This is a genomic window from Pseudomonas tehranensis, assembly GCF_014268615.1.
In the GTDB taxonomy this organism is placed as follows: domain Bacteria; phylum Pseudomonadota; class Gammaproteobacteria; order Pseudomonadales; family Pseudomonadaceae; genus Aquipseudomonas; species Aquipseudomonas tehranensis.
In genome coordinates this window covers 1-6259 of record NZ_JABWQV010000270.1, presented here as the reverse complement: position 1 = coordinate 6259, position 6259 = coordinate 1, and the positions used below count along the sequence as shown (strand labels likewise).

Annotated in this window: 5 protein-coding genes; 3 read left to right on the top strand and 2 right to left on the bottom strand. The window is 61.5% G+C overall.

Annotation, left to right across the window (positions count from 1 at the left end):
* Nucleotides 1-455: 455 nt before the first annotated feature.
* The 3 genes from nirB (at nucleotide 456) to HU811_RS23700 (ending at nucleotide 4073) form a co-directional block, all read left to right on the top strand.
* A complete protein-coding gene (nirB, locus tag HU811_RS23710; protein ID WP_186658390.1) occupies nucleotides 456-3017 on the top strand; it encodes a nitrite reductase large subunit NirB in 2562 nt (853 codons plus the stop codon).
* Nucleotides 3017-3403: a nitrite reductase small subunit NirD gene (nirD, locus tag HU811_RS23705; protein ID WP_186658389.1), complete on the top strand. Its 387-nt coding sequence runs from the start codon at nucleotides 3017-3019 to the stop codon at nucleotides 3401-3403. The genes nirB and nirD overlap by 1 nt, the downstream gene beginning before the upstream one ends.
* A 229-nt stretch (nucleotides 3404-3632) precedes the next feature.
* The gene (locus HU811_RS23700; RefSeq protein WP_092397988.1) at nucleotides 3633-4073 is read left to right on the top strand and encodes a CBS domain-containing protein; all 441 of its coding nucleotides are present in this window, start codon (nucleotides 3633-3635) and stop codon (nucleotides 4071-4073) included.
* 48 nt (nucleotides 4074-4121) lie between these two features.
* Here the strand turns inward: HU811_RS23700 and HU811_RS23695 are convergent, their stop codons facing one another.
* Both HU811_RS23695 and HU811_RS23690 read right to left on the bottom strand, forming a co-directional pair.
* Nucleotides 4122-5159 carry an AraC family transcriptional regulator gene (locus HU811_RS23695; protein WP_186658387.1) on the bottom strand — a complete coding sequence of 346 codons (1038 nt, stop codon included), beginning with the start codon at nucleotides 5157-5159 and terminating at the stop codon, nucleotides 4122-4124.
* 9 nt (nucleotides 5160-5168) lie between these two features.
* A complete protein-coding gene (locus tag HU811_RS23690) occupies nucleotides 5169-6080 on the bottom strand; it encodes a GGDEF domain-containing protein (RefSeq protein ID WP_092397992.1) in 912 nt (303 codons plus the stop codon).
* Between the last annotated feature and the right edge of the window lie 179 nt (nucleotides 6081-6259).

The window sequence follows — 6259 nt, the reverse complement described above, 5'->3', positions numbered from 1 at the left end:
GAGCCTGCTCGCGATGGCGTCCGCCCAGTCACTGCACTTTTATGAAGCCGCAGGCGATAGATCGCACCATGGCAAGGCAATCGTCCGCGCATGGAAGCTTCAGGCGGGCGCCTGTAAGCATGAGGTGATGGGGCGGCCTTTTTCACGGGCAAGCCCGCTCCCACAGGGATTTCCGAGGGTTGCAAGCAGCGTTGGATCTATGAATTCAAAGGGACAGACAAAGGCTTGGCACGCTCGCTGCAAGAGGCTGTTCAGGCCCACTGTAAATACACTCAAGTGGGCAACCCCGTCGGTCAACGAAGATCGAGAGCCAGCAGGCCGGGGATAACGGTAGATCGGGGCGCAGTCGCCGGATCGATACCGCACAGAACAGGCAAAGACGCCTGGAACCGCAAGGTTTCAGGCGTCTTTTTTTTTGCTTCCAAAATCGTGATGGGCTTTTGTCGGGTGCTTTTATGAATTCCAACGTCGCTTCCCTGAACAAGCTGCAAACACTGATCGTGATCGGCAATGGCATGGTCGGCCATCACTGCGTCGAGCAACTGATCGAGCGCGGTGCCCTCAATCATTACCACCTGCATGTATTCAGCGAAGAACCGATGCGCGCCTATGATCGCGTGCATCTGTCGGAGTATTTCTCTGGCCGTGACGCCGAGTCCCTGGCGCTTGGGCAAGCCTCGTTGTACCAGACCCCCGGCGTCACGCTGCACTTGGGCGTGCCAGTGCTGGAAATTGATCGCCAGGTGCGCCAGGTGATCACCGCCCAGGCTCGCATCAGCTACGACAAGCTGGTCCTCGCTACCGGCTCTTACCCGTTCGTGCCACCGATCCAGGGCGCCGAAGGCGATTCCTGCCTGGTCTATCGCACCCTGCAAGACCTGGACGCCATTCGTGCCGCCGCAAGCAACGCCCGTCGTGGTGTGGTGGTCGGGGGTGGTCTGCTGGGCCTGGAAGCGGCCAATGCCCTCAAGACCTTGGGCCTGGAAGCCCATGTGGTGGAATTCGCCCCGCGATTGATGCCGGTACAACTGGATGAGCAGGGCGGTTTGGCCCTCAAGGCGCGCATCGAGAAGCTGGGCGTCGGCGTGCATCTGTCGAAGGGCACGCAGTCCATCAGCGCTGGTGAACAGTACCGTTATCGGATGAATTTCGGCGATGACGACTTCCTGGAAACCGACCTGATCGTGTTCTCCGCCGGCATCCGCGCCCAGGATGCCCTCGCTCGCCAGTGCGATCTGCAGATCGGCCCGCGCGGTGGCGTGGTGATCGATGACCATTGCCTGAGCAGTGACCCGGACATCTACGCCATCGGCGAATGCGCAGCCTGGAACGGCAGCATCTTCGGCCTGGTCGCACCGGGGTACCAGATGGCTCGCAACGTCGCGGCTTGCCTGTGCGGTGAAAGCGCCGAACCGTTCACTGGCGCGGACATGTCCACCAAGCTCAAGTTGCTGGGGGTGGACGTGGGTTCCATCGGCGACGCCCACGGCAATACACCGGGTTCGCGCAGCTTCCAGTTCATCGATCAAACCAGCGCCAGCTACCGGCGACTGGTGGTGGATGCCGACGGCAAACGGGTGATCGGCGCGGTCCTGGTGGGCGATAACAGCTACTACGACACCCTGCTGCAATACATGCAGAACGGCATCGCCTTGCCCAAGGACGCGGCCGGCCTGATCCTGCCGAGTTCCGAAGGCGCACCCACGTTGGGCCCGGCAGCGCTGCCCGCGGCAGCGACCATTTGCTCGTGCCACAACGTCACCAAAGGCTCGATCTGTGCGGCCATCGACAGCGGCTGCACCGACCTTGGGCAACTGAAATGCGATACCAAGGCCGGCACCGGTTGCGGTGGTTGCGCCGCCTTGGTCAAGCAGGTGTTCGAGCACGAACTGATCGCTCGCGGCGTCAGCGTCGACAAGAGCCTGTGCGAACACTTCGCCTATACCCGTCAGGAGCTTTATGCCTTGGTGCGGGTTGAAGGCATCATCAGCTTCGACGAGCTGCTGGCCAAGCACGGCCGCGGCCACACCGGTTGCGACTTGTGCAAACCGGCGGTGGGCTCGATCCTGGCGTCGTGCTGGAACCAGCCGATCATGGACCCGTCCCTGGTGCCGTTGCAGGACACCAACGATACCTTCATGGCGAACATGCAGAAAAACGGCACCTATTCGGTGGTGCCACGCATCGCCGGGGGCGAAATCACCGCCGATAAGCTGATCGCCATCGGCGTGGTCGCCAAAAAATACGACCTTTACACCAAGATCACCGGCGGCCAGCGCATCGACCTGTTCGGCGCCCAGTTGCACCAGTTGCCGGATATCTGGGCTGAACTGATCGAAGCGGGTTTCGAAACCGGGCACGCCTACGGCAAGTCGACTCGTACGGTGAAGTCCTGCGTGGGCAGCACCTGGTGCCGTTACGGCGTGCAGGACAGCGTGCAAATGGCCCTGACCATTGAAGATCGCTACAAGGGTTTGCGTTCGCCCCACAAGCTCAAGTTCGCGGTGTCCGGCTGCACCCGCGAGTGCGCCGAGGCCCAGAGCAAGGACGTCGGCGTGATCGCCACCGAGAAGGGCTGGAACCTCTACGTGGCCGGTAACGGCGGCATGCGCCCGCGTCACGCCGAGCTGTTCGCCACCGACCTGGATGACGCGACTCTGATTCGCTACATCGACCGCTTCCTGATGTTCTACATCCGCACCGCCGACAAGTTGCAACGCACGTCGGTCTGGCGCGAAAGCCTGGAAGGCGGCCTGGACTACCTCAAGGACGTGATCATCGACGACAGCCTGGGCCTGGGGGCCGAACTCGAAGCCCAGATGCAACTGGTGGTCGATCGCTATGAATGTGAGTGGGCCAACGCCCTCAAAGACCCGGACAAGCTCAAGCGCTTCCGCACCTTCGTCAACGACGGTCGCGGCGATCCGGATGTTCATTTCGTCAGGGAACGCGGCCAGCGCCGGCCGGTTCATGCCCACGAGCTTCACCTGATTCCCGTTACCGAGGAGGTGCTCTGATGAGCCAGTCAAACGTTGTTCGTATCCCCACCCGCGACGCGGCCCCAAGCCCTGTGCAATGGCGTGCCCTGTGCAGCCGCAAGGATCTGGTGCCCAACTCCGGCGTGGTCGCCTGGCACGACGGCAGCCAGGTGGCGCTGTTGTACCTGCCCGAACAACAGGACAAGCCGTTGTACGCCATCGACAACCGCGACCCCAAGTCCGGGGCGAACGTGATCGGTCGTGGGCTGTTGGGCTGCATCAAGGGCGAACTGGTGATCGCATCGCCCTTGTACAAACAGCATTTCCGCCTGGAAGACGGCCACTGCCTGGAGTACCCGGAGCAGCGTCTGCGGGTGTGGCCGGTGCGCCTGAATGGTGATGTGGTGGAGATTGGCGAAGACTGATTCGCACCTGAGCGCGGCAACACCGCTGTTGTGGCGAGGGGATTTATCCCCGTTGGGCTGCGCAGCAGCCCTTAAACCTGCCAACTCGGTATCACTGATAGATCGGATGCGCTGTTCTTGGGGCTGCGTAGCAGCCCAACGGGGATAAATCCCCTCGCCACAGGGGGCGCGCCTAGCGCAGATCTTCTTGTTTGGTTGGCTTGCCTTTAACTGAAGTTGAGGATCAACAATGAAAACAGCCGCTCAACTGGTAAGACTCAAGAGTGTGCAGCACCAGCAGGTTCACAGCATCGCGCCGGAGCAGACCGTGCTTGAAGCGCTGCAGATCATGGCCGAGAAAAATGTCGGCGCGTTGCCGGTGATCGAAGACGGTCAGGTGGTTGGCGTGTTCAGCGAGCGCGACTATGCGCGCAAGATGGTGTTGCAGGGACGCTCCTCGGTGGGCACTTCGGTACGCACGGTCATGAGTGCCCCCGTGGTCACCGCCGATAGCCAGCAGAGCATCGACCGCTGCATGGAAGTCATGACCGATAGCCACCTGCGGCACTTGCCGGTGCTGGATAACGGCCAGTTGATGGGGTTGTTGTCCATTGGCGATCTGGTGAAAGAGGCAATTGTCGAGCAGGCGGATTTGATCCGGCAGTTGGAGCACTACATTCGCGGGCACTGAGCCCACAGGGAATTTATTTGTGGTGGTGCGAAGTTCCGCTAAATTCCCTCACCCCAACATCAGCAATTGCCGGATCAGATTCGGCGTACTGCCGGTCCAGCGCTTGAACGAGCGGCGAAAATTCGCCGTGTCGTTGAAGTTCAGGTACTGCGCCACTTCCTCGTTGCTGAACCCCTTGACCTGGTACAAGTACAACGCCACATGGGTGTGCACCCGGTCGACCTGTTGCTGGAACCCGGTACGGTGCTTGTGCAGCTTGCGCTTGAGGGTCGCCGGGCTCATGGCGAAAGCCTGGGCGGTCTGTTCCAGGCTGGGCGTCTGCTGCACATGGCTGTGCAGGTAGTCATAGACGCAGTCCAGAAAGCTGGCGGCGAAACCCAATTGCTCGAGCTGGTCTCGGGACTCGATCCGTGCCACCTGGCCGGCGGTGGCCGAGACGTTAGGCCAGGGCTGAGCCAGACAGTGGCGAGGCAGGCGCATCAGGTCCAGCGGACGATTGAATTGCGTCTGCTCACCCAGGTGCACCCAGTACTGTTCGACGTAACGCGGCTCTTCATGGCGAAAGCTGCATTGCCAGGGCAGACGTTCGCCGCTCAGCCATGCACTCATGGCAACCATCGACGTCATGCTTGCTTCCAGTATGAAGCGCCATTGTTCAGTGGCACCGCAACTGTCCAGCCAATGGACGTAGGCGTAGTGCTCGTCCAATAACAGGCGCGGTGCGGCCAGGGGGCTGAGCAGGGCTTGTTGGTCGATCAGGGTTTCCAGGGCCTGATGCAGATTCTGCGCGTGGCGCAAGGCATGACTGGCCGGTCCGTAATGCCCTGGCAGCAGCCGCTGGCCGAACAGAAAACTGCTGTCACTGGCATCGAGCAGGCGTCGGCTGTTGTCGATCAGGCCAAGAAACTGTTGCGGGCTGATGCGGCTCTGGCCGGCGAGGATATCGTCGTGAAACAGCCCGGTGCCACGCAGCAGGCGGTGGCTGTCGATGTCACGCGACAGTGCCAGATCGATCAGCGCGGCAGGCTGATAGTGCCCCGGAATGAAGCGGCTATCGGTTTCATACCAGCAGGTCTTGAGCGTCATGGACCGGCCTCAGGCGCTTTTCAACGTGGAACGGGAGCGGGCCAGTGTCAGGTTGAGGCGTTTGAGCAAGGCTTCCGGCGACTCGTCGAATGCCATCACCACGGCGGTACTGGCCGTCAGTTGCAAGCGCTCGCCGTGTTGCCGGGTCTTGTGGGCCAGGCTGCAAACGGCGTGGGCAAGCTCGGCGGCCAGATGCCGGGCCTGGCGCTCGCCGGTGTCGGGCAACAGGACCACAAAGCGATCACCGGCCAGGCGGCAAAGCAGATCCTGCCGGCGCAGGTTCAGCACCAGCAATTGACTGACCGCTTGCAGCACCGCATCGCCCTCGCCGTGACCGAAGCGCTGATTGATGGCGGTGAAGTTGTCCAGGTCCAGAGCCAGCAAGGACAAAGGCTGCTGACGGCGCCGGCTGTCCTCCAGGCTGCTCGTCAGTTCATGTTTGAAAAAGTCCGCGCCTCCCAGCGGCGTGAGTTTGTCGAACAGGCGGTGCTCGCGGAACAACCGTTCACGCTTTTCCATTTGCCCGTTGATCGCCAGTTGCTCCCGGTGCCAGTGATAGATGCCGAGGGTCAGCAGAATCATGCCCACCGGCATCGGCCCGGACTCCAGCCAGTGGTCCCAGGTGATGGTGTCGGGCAGACGGATGAACTCGTCGAGGCTGTCGATCCACCAGGAAAAAAAGATGCAACCCAGGCCCCATACCAGATAGTTGGTCACCCGACCGGCCGGGCGACTCTTGAGCACCAGGCCGAGCCAGACCAGAGCCAGCAAGGCCGAGCCGCCTTCGCCGAGAATATCCAGCCAGACCCACTCACTCAGCGGTTTGAGCTCACCGTTGGCCAGGTGGAGCATCAGCCCGAGGTTGGCCGCCAGCAGAAGCAGGGCGAGTTTGAGGCGGTGCGGGCGCAGCATGGAGAACATGGCCGGAATCCTTTGCCAGAAGCGGAATGCGGCTCAGCACAGCAGATGGATGTGACAGTGCGGTGACAGCGGGTGAAGGGCTGGGAAAGGTCGAATCAGCTCACCTGTTGTCGGGATTTTTTCGCATCAGCACGACCTCACCGCATACCCATTGTGGCGAGGGGATTTATCCCCGCTGG